This is a genomic window from Desulfogranum aggregans (assembly GCF_055398265.1).
The window spans coordinates 1928416-1947790 of the sequence record NZ_AP042447.1 but is presented as its reverse complement, the minus strand read 5'-3'; the positions used below and the strand labels follow the sequence as shown (position 1 = coordinate 1947790).

The 19375-nt window shown below is 50.1% G+C and carries 13 protein-coding genes; 9 read left to right on the top strand and 4 right to left on the bottom strand.

The window, feature by feature from the left end; genetic code table 11:
• Positions 1-66 precede the first annotated feature (66 nt).
• Complete coding sequence (locus ACZ52Z_RS08845) at positions 67-1143, top strand: mechanosensitive ion channel family protein (protein ID WP_464270371.1); 1077 nt, start codon at positions 67-69, stop codon at positions 1141-1143.
• Positions 1144-1586: 443 nt separating this feature from the next.
• Here the strand turns inward: ACZ52Z_RS08845 and ACZ52Z_RS08840 are convergent, their stop codons facing one another.
• From ACZ52Z_RS08840 to ACZ52Z_RS08825, 4 genes are all read right to left on the bottom strand, one after another.
• Positions 1587-4262, bottom strand: a complete 2676-nt coding sequence (locus ACZ52Z_RS08840) for a cation-translocating P-type ATPase (RefSeq protein ID WP_464270370.1) — start codon at positions 4260-4262, stop codon at positions 1587-1589.
• 15 nt (positions 4263-4277) lie between these two features.
• Entirely contained in the window at positions 4278-5162 is an 885-nt protein-coding gene (locus ACZ52Z_RS08835; protein ID WP_464270369.1) for a DMT family transporter, read from the bottom strand.
• 158 nt (positions 5163-5320) lie between these two features.
• A complete protein-coding gene (locus tag ACZ52Z_RS08830; RefSeq protein ID WP_464270368.1) occupies positions 5321-5740 on the bottom strand; it encodes an LPXTG cell wall anchor domain-containing protein in 420 nt (139 codons plus the stop codon).
• Between the two features lie 466 nt (positions 5741-6206).
• Positions 6207-6443, bottom strand: a complete 237-nt coding sequence (locus ACZ52Z_RS08825; RefSeq protein ID WP_464270367.1) for a hypothetical protein — start codon at positions 6441-6443, stop codon at positions 6207-6209.
• A gap of 6 nt (positions 6444-6449) precedes the next feature.
• Between ACZ52Z_RS08825 and ACZ52Z_RS08820 the strand changes: the two genes are divergently transcribed.
• The 8 genes from ACZ52Z_RS08820 (at position 6450) to ACZ52Z_RS08785 (ending at position 19251) form a co-directional block, all read left to right on the top strand.
• Positions 6450-7697 (top strand): permease, encoded by a 1248-nt coding sequence (locus ACZ52Z_RS08820; RefSeq protein ID WP_464270366.1) that lies wholly within the window; start codon positions 6450-6452, stop codon positions 7695-7697.
• A gap of 498 nt (positions 7698-8195) precedes the next feature.
• Positions 8196-11039 (top strand): UPF0182 family protein, encoded by a 2844-nt coding sequence (locus ACZ52Z_RS08815; protein ID WP_464270365.1) that lies wholly within the window; start codon positions 8196-8198, stop codon positions 11037-11039.
• Between the two features lie 40 nt (positions 11040-11079).
• Entirely contained in the window at positions 11080-12993 is a 1914-nt protein-coding gene (gene ftsH / locus ACZ52Z_RS08810) for an ATP-dependent zinc metalloprotease FtsH (protein ID WP_464270364.1), read from the top strand.
• A gap of 332 nt (positions 12994-13325) precedes the next feature.
• Positions 13326-13628: a sll1863 family stress response protein gene (locus tag ACZ52Z_RS08805; protein WP_464270363.1), complete on the top strand. Its 303-nt coding sequence runs from the start codon at positions 13326-13328 to the stop codon at positions 13626-13628.
• A gap of 190 nt (positions 13629-13818) precedes the next feature.
• Positions 13819-14106, top strand: a complete 288-nt coding sequence (locus tag ACZ52Z_RS08800; protein WP_464270362.1) for an encapsulin-associated ferritin-like protein — start codon at positions 13819-13821, stop codon at positions 14104-14106.
• Positions 14107-14492: 386 nt separating this feature from the next.
• A complete protein-coding gene (locus ACZ52Z_RS08795; RefSeq protein ID WP_464270361.1) occupies positions 14493-14753 on the top strand; it encodes a hypothetical protein in 261 nt (86 codons plus the stop codon).
• 667 nt (positions 14754-15420) lie between these two features.
• A complete protein-coding gene (locus tag ACZ52Z_RS08790) occupies positions 15421-16020 on the top strand; it encodes a hypothetical protein (protein WP_464270360.1) in 600 nt (199 codons plus the stop codon).
• A 363-nt stretch (positions 16021-16383) separates the two neighbouring features.
• Complete coding sequence (locus ACZ52Z_RS08785; RefSeq protein ID WP_464270359.1) at positions 16384-19251, top strand: hybrid sensor histidine kinase/response regulator; 2868 nt, start codon at positions 16384-16386, stop codon at positions 19249-19251.
• The last annotated feature ends 124 nt before the right edge of the window (positions 19252-19375 follow it).

Below are 19375 nucleotides of genomic sequence, written 5' to 3'. Positions count from 1 at the left end.
TCAGGTCAAGCCTGGGCTACTCCACCAAAGCTGTTATGCTGAGGCGCAAAGAAAAACATTTAATCAATGGACTATATGATCCCGGATCAAGTGATACACAATAAGCTCGTCCACGATTGGTTGGTTGGAATTGGAACCATGGTGGCCTTCTTTGTTGTGTTCCTGATTGTAAAGAAGATTCTCCATAAGAAACTCGTTGCCTTTACAGCCAAAACCGAAACTACGTGGGACGATCTGGTGGTTGAGCTGATTAATCGGTTGCACCCACTCTTTTTCTTCGCACTAGCAGTCTCTCTCGGGACAACAAGAATCTCTCTGCCAGAAGCTGTGGAGAGATTCCTCGAACATGGCATTGTGATTATCATCCTTGTGCAGACGGCGGTGCTGTGTACCCATGCCGTCAGTTTTTGGGTTGACAATTACCGCAAGGAAAAATTGGAAAGCAATGCCGGGGCAGTTACTACGCTCATCTCCGTTGGCTTTGTACTGCGGATGTTGATCTGGCTTTTACTCGTTTTATTGAGCCTCGATAATCTTGGTATTAACATCACTACCCTCATTGCCGGACTCGGGATCAGCGGTATCGCCGTGGCCCTGGCGCTACAGAATATACTAGGCGATTTATTTGCCTCTTTTTCCATCGTCCTGGATAAACCATTTGTCATGGGCGATTTTATTATTATCGACGATTGTATGGGCACGGTAGAGCATGTCGGCCTGAAGACCACCCGTATTCGAAGCCTTTCCGGTGAACAGTTAATCTTTTCCAATGCCGATCTGCTGAAGAGCCGGATTCGTAACTATAAACGTATGTATGAGCGGCGAGTCGTCTTTTCTCTAGGGGTGATCTATCAGACCCCTTACGAAAAGGTTGCACAGATTCCTGAGATAATTCGCCAGGTAGTGGAAAAAAATCCCAAGGTTCGTTTTGATAGGGCCCACTTCAAGGCTTTTGGTGACTATGCCCTGCTTTTTGAGGTTGTATATTGGATCCAACATCCTGATTATACATTATATATGGATATTCAACAGGCTATCAACCTCGACCTGTTCCATCGATTCTCTGAAGCGGGGATTGAATTTGCCTATCCCACCCAAACGGTAAAAATGCAGATGCCCAACGATTCCAGTAAATTGGCCTGACAGATAACGGCTTCAGGTCAACCCTTGCCCCGGGAGCTCAAGAACGCCGCGCCATTAGGCTGAGCAACTCGTCAAAGGGACCCTGTTGTAACTGAGAGAGTGACGAGGGAATTGCACCAAAAATAAGACGGGTGGGATTATAAAATTCGAAATTCATCGTGTTCTCCTTGTTCACCTTATAAAAGGGGCATCCTGATCGAACGACTCCACTCTATGCCCGTAAAGGAGAAAACGTTGGAATGATACTCCAGAGTTATTGCTGATTCTCCGAAACACCCCAAAAAAAGATATGCTAATACCGGGAGCGATGACGCTTGGAGGTTTATAACCAAGGATTGTTTAACCTTGTCTGGTTTTATCGCTTAGAATGTATGCGGAGAGTCAATGCTCCTTGCTTTTTCAGCACGTATTGCATTCATGAGGTGGTTGATCCCCCTCTCTTTTCATTCCTTGCTGCTTTTGCTTGAGTAAAAATGTATCCCTGGCAGAACCATGCCCAGCACTACCGGTATAAGGCTGAGGCCCAGGACCAGCAACCACCCGGCTGTCTTTGGTGAGGCTGTCTGCATGACAGCGGCCAGAGGCGAAAAATAGACAGCCGCAAGCAGCAGCACGAGACATATCCCCCAAGCTGCCCATATCCAAGGATTAGCGACCACATCATTTTTCCAGGCCGGGGTATTTTTGTCTCGCAGATTAATAACAAACCAGAGCTTGGCAAAGGCAAGGGTGAGAAACGAGATCGTCACGGCTTGTTTTTCACCATAGCCAAAACCAAAAAGGGCCACTGCAAGGGCGAGCAGCACATCGACACAGATAATCCCGCTCCAGAGGCCGATGCGTTTCCAGTGATGCCCGGTCAGCACCGCCTCTTCCGGAGCCCGCGGCTGCCGCTGCATGACGTCATCCCCGCCTGTACCCACACCAAGAGCGAGAGCCGGAAACACATCGGTGAGCACGTTAAGGTAGAGGATTTGCAGCGGCTTGAGCGGGATGGGGATCTGGAGCAGGGAAGCGACGGTCACTGCCAGCACTTCGGCTATGTTGGTGCAGAGCATGAAAATGACCGACTTGCGAATATTGGCATAAATGATGCGTCCCTCCCGCACCGCCTCGACGATGGTGGAGAATTGATCATCGCGCAGTACCATGTCGGCGACCTGTTTGGCTGCATCGGTGCCGCGTTTTCCCATGGCCACCCCGATATCAGCCTGTTTGAGGGCAGGAGTGTCGTTGACTCCATCGCCGGTCATGGCGACGATCTGGCCTTCCTCCTGGTAAAGTTTGACCAGGTCCAGTTTTTGCTCGGGGGTTACGCGGGCAAACACCGTTGTATCGCGCACCTTTGCCCGCTCCTCGGCTGACATCCTCTCCGGCGCCTGCAGGCTATCGCCATGCATTGCCGTCATATCATCCGCCAATCCCACCTGCCTGCCGATGGAGGCTCCTGTATCGGGACGGTCACCGGTGGCCATCAATACCTGAATGCCCGCATGGCGGCACTGCTCGATTGCCGCAGCGACCTCCTCACGGGGCGGATCTTCCAGGCCCACCAGCCCCGCGAACCGTAGTTTGTTGTAGACCTCCCCGTCAGCATATTCCATTTCTTTGTCAGCCAGGGCGAGCAAGCGAAGGCCACCGGCAGCCATCTTGTCAGCCTGTTCCTGCCATTCCGTGCGCTGTTGCTCATTCATCTCGGAAAATTGGTCAATGTCCCAGATGTATTCACAGTGCTTGATGACCGCCATCGGTGCACCCTTGACAGCAACGTAATATGGATATTCGCCGCTTTTCTGATGATGAGTGGTGGCCATTTTCATGGTATTGGAGTCAAAGGATACCTCCTGCTCTTCGGGCATCTTGTCGAGCAGGTCCTTGCGGTTGAGACCATATCTTTCCGCTGCTTCAAGCAGCGCCACCTCGGTAGGATCGCCGGTATACCTGTCCTCACCGTTCTCGGCTGCTTTGGCGTTGGTGCAAAGTGCGCCGATCTGCAGAATCCTTCGCAGATCAGCAGCCAACTCCTTTTGTGGGTGCTGGTCGAGGTGCTTTTCATTGCTGTTGAGGGCATACGATTGCGCTGTGGTCACCGCCTGGACCAGTTGCATCCTGTTTTCGGTAAGGGTTCCGGTTTTGTCAGTAAAGATTACCGTGGTAGCACCCAGGGTTTCCACGGCAGTGAGCCGGTTAACCAGGGCATTTTGCCGTGCCATCAACCACATTCCCCGAGCCAGGGCAATGGTCGCAACGATTGGCAATCCCTCAGGAATAGCAGCAACACCAAGGGCAATGGCTGTTTCGATCATCAGTACCGTCTCCCTGCCGGCAACAAGGCCTGCCGCGCCAACCAGGAAAGCGACAGCAAGGGTTATCCAGGCGAGTCTGCGGCCGAGCCCGTCCAGTCGCTGCTGCAGTGGTGTTGCTGCCTCTTCAGCAGCAGCGGTGAGTCGTGCAATATGGCCAAGTTCGGTTTCCATCCCTGTGGCAGTGACTACTCCCCGCATGGTGCCCTCGGCGATGCTGGTTCCCTTGTAGAGCATGGAGGCTCTTTCATGCAGGCTGCTTGAGGAATCGACCGGCTCGATGCCTTTGTTTACCGAGGCTGACTCACCGGTAAGCGCCGCCTCGTTTACCCTCACTCCCTGGGTTTCGACAATGCGAATATCAGCAGGAACAAGTTCACCGTCACTCAATTGGATAATATCGCCGGGAACCAGTGCTTCGGCGCCTATTTCTTGAAGCTCGCCATCGCGAAGAACACGGGTGCGATGCTCGCCCAGTTGACGCAGGGCCTCCATGGAACGGATCGCCTTCCACTCCGTGAAAAATCCAAGGGCGGTATTAATTAGCGTCACCGCCACCAGGGCAATCGCCTCAGGATACCGACCCGTGATCAGGGCCAACAGGGCGGCAACAAGCAAGATAATAATGACAATACTTTTAAACTGGTCAATCAGTATGTGCACTTTACTGCGGCGGGATTCAGCTTCAAGCCGGTTCGGTCCGTACCCCTGTCTCCTCTGCTCTGCTTCCTCCGATGGGAGACCGGTATCGAAATCCACTGCTAACTGTTCCAGCACTTCCCTGGCCTGTCGATCGAAATATGTATGGTTCATCATTTTTTGGCATGCGGTTCAATCAGAGATTGCATCTGCATCTTGATCGCTTGAATAGAAACTCAGCACAGTCACTGTGGCTAATATCATCCCCATCCCGAGTAGTTGCGGGCCGATCAGGGTTTCATGTAACACCACCATACTGAAGAGGGAAGCTGTCACCGGCTCAACCATTGCCACAATCGAGACCACTACCGGAGCGGTATGCCTGAGGCCGACGATGTACACAATAAACGATAGTCCTGCACCAAGCGTTCCCAATGCGCCAAATAGTGGCCAACTAGACGTGCTCAGAACGGCAACGGCCTGATCGGCATCTACCGGCCAGGTGAGGAGAGCGACGAGTACTGTGAACGCTATAACGAGAATAGCCTGTGGACTGCCATGCGGCGCTGCGTACTTAAACCCAAAGATAAACATTGCATAGGACAGCCCGGAAAGCAGACCCGCGACAATGGCGAAAATCGTGATGCTGTCTTCGCCAGCCTCGTAGATACGCGTTAGCAGAACGATGCCAACCATTACTATGCTGATCGCACTCCATTTGCGTGGAGAGGGGCGTTCAAGCTTGAGTGTGAAGGACACGAGATAGACAAACACTGGGGCACAGTACATCAGTGTTGACGCCACAGCCACACTGCCCTTGGCGATGCTCAGAAAATAGAAAGTGAAATTGCCGGTGACACCCAGACCGGCAACCGTCGACCAGAACCATAGTCGCCGACTTGCCAATCCATTGCTCTGCGGTCTCAGCGTTAACCACAGAGCAACAAAGACCAGTCCGATCGCTCCCCGATAAAACGACACCACAAAAGGATCCCACCCCTCATCCATCAGCATACCGCCGATCCCTCCGGAGAGACCCCAACAGAGTGCTGCCAGTACCACAAATGCGGTGCTCACATTCGGCCCCTCCTTGATGGTGCTTAAAATAGACCTTCCGATGCCGTCATTGGCTGAGCAACTCCTCCCGTTCGGCAAAAGGAGCAAGGGACCTATCGGTCACTCTGTTGGCCGACAATGAACATGCATCGCCATCTTCCCAAGGTAGAGCACTATTGCTAGAGTACAACACTGAGGATAAGGATCAGCAGCAGAAGAGCCTCTATCCAGCAAAACACCTTTAACGAGATATAGGCCAGGGCAGCAGCCTGTTTTCCCTGTTCAACGGAATCGAGCAACGCCATGGTTTCCTCCCTGTTCAACTGGGTATCGCGGTTGACCGGAGGCACTCTGGGAGCAAGATAGAACAATAAGAGCGCCATCAGCATGCCGGCAAGCAGGAGCAGTATCCAGCTGCTGCCGGTGGACGGTGACTGCAGCGTGGTAATCACCATGCCAGCGGTGAGGATGGCAAAGAGAATGAGCAGAAAAAACCAGACAAATCCTTTTCTTGGGCCTTTCCGCGACAATAGCCAGGCAAAAAGAGCGCTGATACAGAACGCAATGATAAAGGAAAAGAGAAAATCTGGAACAGCCATGAGGTATTCCTCCAGGTAGGGTGGTGCAACGGGCCAGCCGCCGCATGGTTATCGTTTTCCTCGAATTCCTTTGGTCATCCTTTTTTGCATATAATATCAAATAGTTGTGCGCCAGCTCTTCCATAGTAATTATTTGTCCCATCGTTTGTTACCCTGTGGACAAAAGATTCTGCTGCCGCAACGGTATCCTCTAGCTCATTTTCCTGTAAATACCGGTGGTATTCTTGAGTAACTTTCTTTTCGACCGAGGTATTCACATACTGTTTCGTTTGCGGGTCCTGTGGTTTCATAGCACATGGTGTGTTGTTTTTTTTTGGGGTTTTCAGTGGCGCAAGCCATTGGGCTGTCCACTCGTTTATCTAGGGGTGTGCATGCGTTTTCCGGAAACTCCTGATTGAGGCAATGCACAATCCAGGAACGTGCGTTTCCTTGGATACATCCTGCTATAAAAAGAGTGATGCAGGTTTCATTCCAGCATTCTCTGAAGGAATGATTGTTGCAAGTATCGCAAAAAAGAGGTTGCAAGAGCCTGGCCCTTGGCTGCCATGCTTGGCACACGCACAGGCCGGTGATGCGGAGGATTACGCCCTTCATCAGGCACGGAGGGTTCGTCACCGGGGAAAGAGGCAGTTTGCTCGATATGCCCAGCAAACTCTTTCCGGCTCATCGCCTGATCCTGTAATTGAACAATCACATCAGACACTTACTTATGCAACAATTCCTGGAACTATGGCACAATGCGGCAATGACGACTCTCGGCTTTTTCTGGATGGCGCTCTGGGCATTTGCTTTGGGGTACCTCATCTCCAGCCTGATTCAGGTGCTGGTGACGAGTCAGCGGATGCAACGTTTCATGGGCACGACCGGCCCTAAAAGTATGATCCTTGGTACCTTTTTCGGCTTTATCTCTTCCTCCTGCAGTTTTGCGGCCCTTTCGACCACCCGTGCCCTCTTTCAAAAAGGCGCCGGTTTGGCGCCGGCAATGGCATTTATGCTCGCATCCACCAATCTGGTTATCGAGTTAGGGATCATCATTGCCCTTTTTTTAAGCTGGCAGTTTGTTGTAGGTGAATACCTTGGCGGCATTTTACTCATTTTGTTCGCCTGGCTTTTCATTCGTCTCTTTTATCCGAAAAAACTCATACACAAAGCACGCAAGAAGCTGGACGAAGAACATGACTCCAGTTCAGACAAAGGACAGGACTGGCAGCAAAAGGTTGCCAGCCTGGCAGGCTGGCGGGAAATCGGCCAAACGTACGTGATGGAATGGCAGATGGTCTGGCAAGACGTGCTGATAGGGTTTACGGTTGCCGGCATCATAGCCGCTTTTGTCCCTGATAGTTTTTTTACCTCCCTGTTTATTGGTTCAGGAACGGAAGAAGCCGCTAATCCTGGATTTTTTTTCGTTCTCACGCAGACCCTGATCGGACCTCTGGCGGCATTTTTTACCTTCATCGGCTCCATGGGCAATATACCGCTTGCCGCCCTCCTTTATGGTCATGGTGTCAGTTTTGCCGGGGTTATGGCCTTTATATTCTCTGACTTGGTCGTACTCCCGGTGCTACGCATCAATTCGCAATATTATGGATGGAAAATGGCCCTGTATATCCTGGTTATGCTCCTCAGCGGCCTGGTTGCTGTCTCTCTGGTATTGCATTATTCCCTTGCCGGGCTGGACCTGCTGCCGCAACCCATCAATGCTGACTCCATGGCAAATCGCGATCACTTCAAGCTGAATTATGGTTTTTATCTCAATATCCTTTTTCTCTGCATCTCAGGTGTCCTGGGGTGGTTCTGGTGGTCGGCCAGAAAGCAGAGTTCAGGTGGTGAACACCACCACCATGACCATGGAGATCAGGAGGCAACCTCTATAACCACCTACATGCTGCGCTTTTTTGTCACTATGGCCATGCTATGGCTCATCGGGGGGACCATCTTGCCCGTGATCATCCTGTAAGTGTTCAGGGGGCGCCGGACTCGATTCTTCAGGTGCTGTTTGCGCCACGGCTGCTCCGCTGAATTGCAACCATTGCCGTCCGGTTTTCCCGGACACATGCGCATAATATCGGACAGACAGTTCCCCACTCGTCCTGTTGGTGCAAACGGTGCCCCCTGGGCGCCCTCATGGCCGGGTTTTCCTCGTCCAGTGCCTTCTGGCTCACCCGTAGGATATTCAGCAGAGAGGTCCACGGCCGGTTTCGCCTCGCATGTTGCGGTTAAAGACGCACCTTTCCGGTCCGTCCAGAGCTGGATGGAGGTCGCCCATCCAGGGATGCTCCGACAAGATGGCATGACAATTGAACCACTTATATAGATCCGCTCACCGTCCTCCTTCAACCGAAGAGGAACAGGTGAGGGGCAATCCGATAATCGGTGGCATAGGATAGCGCGAACCGACATTTCGCCTGCACCGATAAAGTTGGTCATCGAACATATCCACGTGTGCGGAGCAGCCATGTATTCTTTTCTCCTTTTTGCCTTGGTCGCCTCAGGTCTGTGGCTCATCATTACCGGCGGCACACGGCGCCGTCCACTCCGGCTTGCTGCCGGGAGCATTCTGGCGATAGGTGCCGCCTTTTTCTTCTGGTTCATGGGATTCTGGGGCGAGATGCTCTGGTTTGAAGCCCTTGGATTGAGTGAGCGATTCTGGCGAACATTCGGGGTAAAGGCAGTTGGCGGAGGGGTGGTTCTGGTTGTTTCCATTTTTTTTGTTCTGCTGGTCTCCAAACCTTCGCGCAAGCTTGGCGCATACAGTCGCTATGGCGTTCTTGTTCTAGCGGCACTGTCCGGAGTGAAATGGGGTGAAACCCATTGGCAGATAATCCTCCAATTCGTTTATGGCGCCCCCACCGAGACGCTGGAGCCTGTTTTTTCCAAGCCGGTGGGTTTTTACCTCTTCTCTCTCCCCCTGTTTGACGCCCTCACGGCCCACCTTTTGCTGCTCAGTGCGCTCTGCCTCTTGCTTGCTGTTGCCGATTGCTATCTGACCCTGGACAAGAACAACAGGGTCAGCCTTACTCGTCCGACCCAACCTGAACAGACAGGCCAGCTGTATCGGGCGGCCGGGGTATTGCTCCTGATCCTCGGGCTGGGCAAATACCTGGATCGCTTTCACCTGCTATTTTCCGAGACCGGAGTGGTAACCGGTCCCGGATGGACGGATGTACATATTCTCCTTCCGGGATTGACGACCATGGCCGTGTTGCTGTCGGCGACCGGCGCGGTGCTGCTGGTTGCTCCATTACGACGGCGGCTAGCAGCTGTGGCCCAGCGGTTCGTTCCTGCCGGACCCCACGCCGCGGTTTTGTGCAGCCTGGGGGGAATACTTGCGGCACTCAATATCAGTCTGCTTACCCTGCTTCCTTCAGCGTTTCAGCAGTTACGGGTAGAACCCAATGAAATTACTTTTGAAAAGCCTTACATCGAGCACAACATTCGCATGACCCGTCAGGGATTCCGCCTGATGGAGGTGGAGGAGCGGGAGTTTCCGGCCGCCGCGACTATCAGTCGTGAAACCGTTGCTAAAAACCAGTCCATATTCAACAATATACGACTGTGGGACTGGCGCGCTCTTGATGCTGTGTACAAGCAGTTCCAGGAAATTCGCCTTTATTATGAATTTGATGATGTGGATGTCGACCGCTATACCATTGACGGCAGGTACCAGCAGGTGATGGTTTCCGCACGGGAAATGGAGCTCGACAACCTGCCCCGCCAAAGCCAGACCTTTGTCAACCGTCGCTTCAAGTTCACCCACGGCTACGGCATCACCATGACCAACGTCAGCGCCTTCACTGACCAGGGATTACCGGATCTTCTCATCCGCGACATCCCGCCCAAAAGCAGCTCCCAGGATCTGCAGGTCCAGCGTCCGGAAATTTATTTCGGTGAATTGACCAGAACACCGGTGCTGGTAAACACCAGGGAGGAAGAATTCGATTACCCCAAGGGGGAAGCGAATGCCTACGCAAGGTATGGTGGTCAGGGAGGCGTGCACCTGAAAAACCTGTGGCGTAAATTTCTCTACGGCTGGAAATTTGACGGGCTTAAACTGTTTTTTTCCGGGTACCCGACCACCGAAAGCCGAATCATGTTTCACCGCCAGATACTCGAGCGCGCCGAGGCAGTCGCCCCCTTCCTCAGTTTTGACAATGACCCCTACATTGTACTCTCAGAGGGAAAGCTGTACTGGATCATCGATGCATATACCAGCTCGCGAATGTATCCATACAGCGAGCGCTTTATTGGAGAGGGGCGGATGCGGCATGGGCGCTACAGCAGTCCGCTGGCCCCCGGCCAGCAGCTGGCACAATTCTACGATAAAAATTATGTGCGCAACAGCGTCAAGATGGTCATTGACGCGTACGAAGGTTCGGTGGATATCTATGTGATCGATCCGGAGGACCCTCTCATTCAAACCTGGCAACGGATTTTTCCTGCCATGTTTCAAGACATTTCCACTCTGCCGGAACAGCTCAGGCGGCATATCCGCTATCCAACCGATATGTTGCTTCTGCAGGGGTTGTTGTATGCCAAATATCACATGAGTGATCCCACGGTCTTTTACAATCAGGAGGATTTGTGGGTTCGGGCAACGGAAAAATACTACAACCAGGTGCAGCCGGTTGAGCCTTATTACATTATGTGGGAACTGCCGGGCTCCAACAGCCCGGAATTCGTCCTCATGCTTCCTTTTACCCCCAAAAACCGCCAGGTATCCATCGGTTGGATTGCCGGCATGTGCGATGGAGACAACTATGGCCGGCTCCTGGCCTACAAATTTCCTAAAGAACGAAGAGTACTGGGACCGCAGCAGGTCGAAACAAAGATTGACCAGGACCGTTTCCTTGCCGGCCAGTTGACCTTGTGGGATCAACGCGGTTCGCGGGTTATCAGGGGGAATGTATTGGCAATTCCGGTTGAAGAAACCCTTATCTATGTTGAACCCATTTACCTGCAGGCTGAAACTGCCGCCTATCCTGAGTTGCGCCTTGTGGCGGTGATGCACAACGATAAACTCAGGTATGGGCAATCATTTGAAGAGGCGTTGTCCGGACTTTTCAGCGAGGACCAGAACACGGCTCCCCGGCAGGCAGCAACCATGAAAAGCGGCTCCATGCCCTCGCTTATCAGGTCGGCCGGTGCTTCGTTTACCGCCTACCTGCAGGCGTTGGGTGAAAGGCAGTTTCAGCAGGCTGCCGATGCCCTGCAGCGCCTTGAGCAGTCGCTGACAAGGCTTGCAGAGCTGGCCGATCAAGAGTCTGGCGGGGAACAAGCCGCTCCAGAGGATGCGCCTTGAGTGGACAGCCCCTTCTCCTTGAACCCAACAACCAATCGTTATGAGTGATCAATCCAACTTGTCAAGAAACCGTTTGGAACGTATACCGCTCTGGGGCAGATTGCTGCTTTTTATGTTATTGTGGATACTTATTTCCTCAGCATACATGGCATTTTTTTCCCAGCAACGGCAAACAGCGATATCCTATTCAGTATTTAAGGCCGAAGTGGAATCCGGTAAGGTCGCTCAGGTCGAGATGGTTGGTGAAGAAATTACCGGGACTTATGGCCAGCAACCTGCGACTGACGCCAATGAGCGGGCGAATCAGCAAACGGGTGCTGCAGATGCTCCACGGCGTTTCACCACGGTGGTCCCATCGATAGGTGATCCGGCGTTGCTCCCTCTGCTCGAGGAGCATAAGGTGACGGTCAAAGTCAGGACAGATGATCAATCCTGGCTGATGACCCTGCTCATTTCTCTGCTGCCGTGGGTACTGATCATCGGCCTGTTCATTTTTCTCAACAAACGCATGCGCGACCAGATGGGGTCGGCCGGCGGTCCGTTTGGCTTTGCCAAATCAAAAGCGAAAAAAATTCGTCAGCAGGAAGTCGATGTCACCTTTAATGAGGTGGCTGGGCTGGACAATGCCAAAGGCGAACTGCAGGAAATGGTCAGGTACCTCCAGGATCCGGCACGTTTCGAGCAGATTGGCGCTGAACTCCCCAGGGGGGTACTGCTCTCCGGCCCTCCAGGTTCGGGAAAAACCCTCATGGCCAAGGCTGTGGCCGGTGAGGCCGGCGTTCCCTTCTTCTCCATCAGCGGATCTGAATTTATTGAAATGTTTGTCGGGGTGGGGGCCTCACGCGTACGCGACATGTTTAAACAGGCCAAGGAAAATGCGCCGGCATTGATATTTATTGACGAACTCGATTCGATCGGACGTGCCAGAGGCACAGGCATCGGCGGGGGCCACGATGAGCGGGAACAGACCCTGAATCAAATATTGTCGGAAATAGACGGATTCAGTTCCCGGGAATCGGTCATCGTGCTGGCAGCCACCAATAGGCCGGACGTGCTCGATCCGGCACTGATTCGTCCGGGAAGATTTGATCGCCAGATAACGCTTGATCTGCCCCAAAAGGAGGCCCGGCGGAAAATTATAGAACTGCATGCCAAGAAAATCACACTGGCGGAAAAGGTGGACTTCGATCTCCTTGCCGGAGCAACGGTCGGTTTCAGCGGTGCGGATTTGCATAACCTGGTTAATGAAGCAGCTCTTCTGGCGGCCCGCAAAAACAAGAAACAGGTGGAGATGGAAGATTTTACCGAAAGCCGCGACAAAATCATCCTCGGTATCAAGCGCGAAGACCATCTCTCTGCAGAGGAAAGAGAGGTCATTGCCTATCACGAATCAGGCCACGCCCTCACCGCCCTCGTGCTGCCAGGCGCTGACCCTCTTGCCAAAGTAACCATCATCCCCCGCGGACGCTCCCTGGGCGCCACCGAACAGGTCCCTGAGGAAGACAGGCACAACCTGAGCCGATCCTACCTGCTTGATCGCATTGCAGTCATGCTCGGCGGGAGGGCAGCGGAAGAGCTGATGTTTGAAGAGCCCACATCCGGTGCCGGCGATGACCTGAAAAAGGCCAACCAGATAGCACGTCGTATGGTATGCCAGTGGGGGATGAGTGAAAAAGTCGGTCTGCTCGTATTCAAGAAAGGGGAGCCTCATCCTTTTCTCGGCCGTGAACTGACCGAGGAAAAAGACTACAGTGAAAAGACCGCAGAAACCATCGATATTGAGATCAGGCAACTCCTGCAGGAGAGTTCGGACAAGGCCACCCGGATACTCACCGAGCACCGACAAGCGCTGCAGACCCTTGCCAGGGAATTGATGGAAAAGGAAACCCTGACTTCAACGGAAATTCATACCCTGCTCGATCTGCCCAAGGAAAAAACTCCCCCCGATACTTGATCCTGTTTGTTCCGGCTGCAATTCGACAAGGAGGCCTTTTTGTTTTACGACACTCCATGCGAACCTTTTTCCCTTTGTCCCGTTTATCTTTTTCGGCAAGACCATGTCCGGATATTTCAGACAACCATATGAGAAGATGGCGAGCACCAGGCATGGCTCAAGCAGGCGATTGTACCATTTCAAGGGTAAAGGGCTCAGGCAAAAGGGATATTTTAAAAAGAAGATTCCTCCACCGTAGCGGTGGCATGTCTTTTGCTTGTTTACAATAACAGATATCTTCCACCATACTCATCATCCGACACACTTCTCGCGGATACAACAAAGAGGGCATTATGTCTGAAACACAACAATATCTTGACCAGGCTAAAGTACGAATGAAAAAATGGCAGGCGGATTTGGAACAGGCCAAAACGGCTGCCGCTGAAAAATATTATGAAAAGAAAAGCGAATATTACCAGCAGGTAATGGAAGCATCGGAAAAGGAAAAAGAGCTGCAGCAAAGGTGGTCCGACCTCAAAACAGCCGGGCAGGATGGCTGGGATGAGCTGAAGCAGGGGTTTGAAAAGGCAGCAGGTGAACTCGAGAGCGCGCTCAAGAAAGCGGTGGACAAGCTGCAATCACAAGAAAAGTCATAGTCCCAAGACGCTCATTGTTCTGCACCTATACGGTGCTGTCGAATGGAAAACTTTATTCCCCTGCACAAGGATGCAACCAAGGAATATGTACCGAGACCAGGCGCCATCCTCTCCATCGTCTAAAAGCCGGTAGGAGCGCAGAAGATGCAAGTGACAGGGAAAAACACGAGAATACAAGGAGGAAATATACATGACAAGCGAAGGGTATCATGAGCCAGTCAGCGAACTCACCAACGACACGAGGGACATGCATAGAGCAATCACCTCGCTGATGGAAGAACTCGAAGCGGTCGACTGGTACAACCAGCGAGTAGATGCCTGTAAAGATGCTGAGCTCAAAGCAATAATTGCGCACAATCGAGATGAAGAGAAGGAACATGCCGCCATGTTGATTGAATGGATTCGACGTAAAGATCCAACCTTTAATAAAGAGCTAAAGGACTATCTCTTCACCGAAAAACCCATTGCCCATGAGTAATGTGAGATAGTTTCGATTTGATCTGACACTTCACTTGAAAAGGTGAGGGGACCAGTTTTGATAAAGATGCGAACTCAACACTATGCCACTCGTCGTTGAGAGTATTTTGTACGTTTCTTCGCATGTTCTTTTGATATGGTGATCGCACGAGAACTGGCAACCCTCAGCCTACCATAGTCGTAAACTATATATGGATTGTCACCGTGCTCTCTGCCACGGGGTTAGCATGGAACCCCCTTGGTTTTTTTTGTGTTCGGGGCTTCGGGTTTATCCTTAACCTTGGTATGCTTACGGTCTGGGTGACTTCGATGGGGACACTGCAACTACGGCTTCCGACCTGCTGTTAATCCGCATTGCGGATCCTTATCAACGAACTGGTGCTCATCGTGCTTACTCCGAGAAACAGTCGTTTTATCAGCCTGGCATGGGCGGAGGGCTGGTTTCAACTTCAGCTCTACCTGTTCTCGGCTCATTGGGATATTGGCGTGTTTAGGCATCACCGGCAGCGTGCCGGCATTTTGGCCGTTTTTTGCGATCGGGCTGTCGAGGAACTGAACATTATACCCTGGGCGTTGCTGAGCAACGATGAACCGCCTGCTATTTTACCGGTTATGAACCTGGCCAGTGCCTCAGGTCTTTTCCAATAAACTGTGATTTTGATTGCTGTTTCCATGTAACGATAATCTGTTTTGGCTGATACTGGTTCAGATTTTTAGCAAAACAGCAGTCGAGAGTTTCTAGACCGTTACCTTTCCTCACCCCAGGGCACCTTGAAAAGTTTCAGGTCAGAGGTGACCGGCTTCCTGCCCTTGCAGTAACATATTTTGTCGATCCTTATTATAGGGTAAACTCGCTGATTCCGCGACCTTTCGAAACCTCGTGATGGTGCCATGCAGCATGTCTAAAAAATGAAGATGTTGATATTATCAACAATTCTGCCACTGTTTACGCCTTATTCTGGAGCAAAAGCCCTGTAATGACTATTTAAACCGGTGGCTAGCCTTGGCTTGCCCGGCAGCTCACGGAATGTTCTATTGGATACCCTTGTCTCCCACATTTGCTGTGTGAGGCCGTAGATGAGTCGCACTTTTTTCCACAGTTGAGAATCCGCTCCAGATACCTGTCTGTTCCAATGTTCAAGTACTCTTGCTGCGCTATTTTCTTTGATATAGGCATGTTTTTATATACACTTGAGTATACGCTCAGGATATTTTTTATCGTTTCAAGAAAGTGTAACGACCTGCTGACCCCTTTTATCACTGGTGCGTATAAACCATAAATTGAAAATGTATCGAAAAAAAGAGGATGATGGCTGTGCATATAGATCCTATTTTTAAGAATCTAATTTTCCACTTAGACGTTGACTTCCTAAGTAATAGTAATGATGTTGTGTATATTGTTGATAATTCATTGAAAATTAGGGCTTTTAATGAGGCGTGGTGTAGTTTTGCCAAGAATAACAATGGAAAAGCAATACTTACACGGTTTCCACTGGGTACAGATATTGCTGCGGTATGTGTAGAGCCAATTAAAGGTTACATTGTCAAAGCTTATGAAAGAGCTTTAAGAGAAAATGCACCATTTGCTCATAAGTATGAGTGTTCTTCACCGGAAATATATAGAGTTTTTTACCAGAATGCATATCCAATCATTGGTTCAGAAGGACTGCTGATAACCAATCATCTCGTTATAGAAAAACAACATCCTGAGGAAGGAGTAGCTTTCAGTAGCCGTTTTGAGGATAATGCCAAAATTGTAACCCAATGCTCGAATTGTGGAAAGATACGAGATCCCCAAAACATGGAAAAGTGGTACTGGGTGCCCGAGTTGGTGGAAAATCGACTCCCGAATGTCTCCCACAGTATTTGTACTCCATGTTTAGATCACTATTATCCTGATATTGCTGAACAGTAGGCAGGAGCTGTCCGCTTTCCAGAGATCATGCAGCGCACCTGCGATGCTGTCCTGGTCATCTTTCTAGACGGGCTGTGTTTAAAAAAGACAAAGGAGTTGTCTACAGAAGCGGGGTTACCACGGCCAACCATAATATTACAGGATGTCTGGCTTTATTATGTAGGGGCAAACTAAGGTCGCTGACAACGGCTTAAACAGCTGTTCAACTGTACGGGTGAGTAAAATATGCGCCCTCCCAACAAGAAGCAATTCCATAAAATTGTTCTACTATACCTCATCATTGGTTCACTTTGGATTCTGCTCAGTGATTATGTCGCTTTTTACCTGGCAGAGGTAGGGTTTTCTTTTAAATATATGCAGATGTTGAAAGGCGTTGGCTATATTCTGGTTACGGCCATTCTGCTCTATTTTTTGCTGCTCTATGATTTAAAAAAAATGAAGGCTGCATGGCAGAAGCTGGCAAGCAGTGAAAAGAGGTATAGAACTGCATTCGAAAAAACTCCTCATCCTCTGTGGGAGGTCGATTTCTCGCGGCTTAAAGCCTACCTTGATTCGCAGAGTCTGTCTTCCAGGCTCGCTCTACAGGAGCAGGTGGCGCACAACTCCGAGCTGCGTGAGCAGTGTTTCTCTAAAATCCGAGTTGTAAGGATCAATGAAGCTGTACACGATCTGTTTGGCAAAAAAAATCACAGTACATCGCATCCCCCTTGTACTGAACTCTTTTTGGATGAGGAGTATACTTTTTTAAGAAAAGAACTAGAAGCTCTGACAGAGCAAAAAAAGGAATTTGAAACGCAGCAATCCATAGCATTGGATGGGGTGAACAAAGATCTCGTTTTGAGCATTCACTGGAAAGTTCTGCCCGGACATGAAAAAGAGTATGACCGTGTCCTTGTTTCCGCCTTTGACATCACCCATCTTGAGACGGTGATTAGAAGATTGACGCTCTCCGAGTCAAAATACAGGTGTCTTGTGGAGAGTACCGGTGAGGCGGTGCTGGTTGTGAGGTCACAAAAAATTCTTTTTGCGAACAGGAAAGCCAAGGATCTATTTGGCCTGTCAACACGTGCATCATATGACAACGGCGTATCCGAACATGTATACCACGATGACAGAACAGCATTTTTTGAAGCTCTCAGGCAGTGCGAAAAGGAGCAGGAAAATATTGATCGGATTTGTAGAGTCCTTGATTACAACGGTGATGTTCATTGGGCAGAATGTAAATTTTCCATCACCCCATGGGAAGATGATACCGCTATTTTTATTTTTTTTATTGATGTTACCGAAAAAATTGATAGAGAAAAAAATCTCACGACTGCAAAACTTCTGCTTGAGAAAGTATTTGATAATCTGAGTGAAGCAGTCTTTGTTGTTGATTCAAAGAACAGGAAGGTTGTTATTTGTAACTTGGCGGCGGAAAGAATATTTGGCTACAGACAGGAACAGATGATTGATAGATCTACCCGTCAGCTCCATGTCGACGATCGTGCTTTTGAAAAATTCGGCGAAATCAGCGAACAGGTGCTGGAAAGAGGAGAAACATTCACTGCCGCCTATACCATGCGCCACAAAGATGGTCATGAAATACTCACCCAAAACACGGTTACTCCTATTGATGATGTAGGGGGGTGGACTCATGGAGTGATAAGTATGGTGAGAGATGTGACCAAGAGGAAGCGGTTCGAACAGGAATTAAAAGCCAGTGAACTAAAATACAAACATCTGCTTGATAATGCCAAGGAAGGTATCATCGTCATCCAAAATACGCTTATCGCCTATGTAAACAGGCAAATGGAGCAAATTCTAGGTTACGAAAAAGAGAATCTGCTGGGCCTGCCTTATCTCAACCACGTTCATGTCGAAGAGCAGCAGGGTGTGAAAGAGCTTTATCAGGCAGTAATGTCAGGCGAGTTGTTTCCTCAAGACAGAGAGATAAGGGTCGTTGATAATAAGCAAGATATCCATTGGTTACGCGTCAATGCCGTTAAGGTTGAGTGGGATCATCAGCCGGCGGTGATGGCTCTGACGATGGATATAAGTGAACAGAAGCTCTTGCAGGAAAAGACCGAGGAAATGGAATTTCGAATCATGCAGGCCCAGAAAATGGAGTCAATTGGAATACTTGCCGGAGGTATTGCCCATGATTTTAACAATATACTCTCTGCTATCCTTGGTTTTAGCCAACTGGCCCTCAATGAGGTCGGGCAAAATGGGCATCTCAAGCGTGACCTTGAAGAAATTTTTTCAGCAGGTATACGAGCCAAAGAACTGGTCAAGCAGATCCTTACTTTTTCACGACAATCGGATTACGATCTCCAGCCCCTATTAATCAACCCAATTATCAAGGAGGTAATTAAGTTTCTTCGGTCATCAATACCCGCCTCCATTATAATAAAATCCGACATTCGCAGTGAATCGCTGATCAAGGGTGATCCAACACATATCCACCAGGTGGTCATGAACCTGTGCACCAATGCGGTTCAGGCGATGCACAGGGCAAAAGGTACTGTGCTCGTCACTGTCAAGGATGTGGTGCTGGATGCAGGTGATAATTCCTACCCTGACCTCCCGGGCGGAAATTACATTCAAGTGCAGGTTACCGATGACGGCGCTGGTATCGCGCCTGAGCATCTTGGCCAGATATTTGACCCTTATTTCACCACCAAAGCCATTGGAGAAGGAACGGGGCTCGGCCTGTCCGTAGTATACGGTATAGTAGAGAGCTATGGCGGGAAAATAGCTGTGCAGAGCATACCGGGAAAAGAAACCACCTTTACCGTGTTTTTCCCGGTCGTAGACGATGAAAGAATATGGGGGGCGGAAGAGGACGAAAAAATTCCTGGAGGACATGAACGCATATTAGTGGTTGACGACGAAGCTTCGCTTGTACGAATGCTGGAACAGCAACTCGCTGATCTTGGATACACTGTCACGACGCAAACAAGCAGTTTAGAAGCTCTTAATATGTGCCGTTCCCAACCATCGAATTTTGACCTTGTCATAACGGATATGACCATGCCTAACCTGACCGGTGACGAATTGGCTGCTGAAATTTCTGCGCTTTGCCCGGGTATGCCGATAATCATCTGCACAGGCTTCAGCGGAAACAACTCAGTTTGGCCCTCAGTGGACCTGCCTGCAGATCAGATATTATATAAGCCTATTGTTATAGCAGACCTGGCAAGAGTAATACGAAAAATACTGGATAAAAAGGGTGGAAAAGAGAGATAGACATTGATGAATGTTTTTTAATTGAACTTTACAACATTGAACATTTTCCAAGGTAAATTTGCAAAAAAGTTCAGAAACGGGGAAAAGGATAATGTCACTATTGTTGACTTGTAAAACTCCATCA